1 pseudogene is annotated in these 459 nt (G+C 44.0%); it reads right to left on the reverse strand.

The features are described 5' to 3' along the window. Positions 1-264: 264 nt before the first annotated feature. Positions 265-459: pseudogene (locus UYK_RS24540) on the reverse strand (lipase); the annotation flags it as partial.

The following is a 459-nucleotide window of genomic DNA, read 5'->3' on the forward strand; positions in this document are numbered from 1 at the left end:
CACTTAGAATTATGTGGAATCCAGTCTTTGCCGCCAGTGTTGAAAATCAACAAAACATGGTATTTCGTCCTAAATTCCGCAAGATTTCTAATCTAAACCTGGCAGCAGCGATCGCACCTCACCCGGCAGATATCACCTGATTGGGTGGAAAAGCATAATTGACATTTGTCATTGGTTAGTAGTTAGTGGATAGTTGTTTACTATTCCCCTTGTCTTCCCCTCTCCTTATCCCCCTCCTCTTCCCTTCTGCCCTCTGCCTTCTTCTCAAACCAAATACTGCACCCAAACTTTTAGGGCTTCTGGTGAGCCATACCAAATTTGAGGGCTTCTCGGAGAATGTTTGATGCCTTCAATCAGGATATTTTCTGCTCCTTCTAAATGAGCCGCTTCAATAGGCGTAATTCCGTCTCCCCAAGTGTTACCTTTACCGCAAGTTAATTGATAGCTACTGTATGCCAA

This window comes from Fischerella thermalis PCC 7521 (assembly GCF_000317225.1).
In the GTDB taxonomy this organism is placed as follows: Bacteria; Cyanobacteriota; Cyanobacteriia; order Cyanobacteriales; family Nostocaceae; genus Fischerella; species Fischerella thermalis.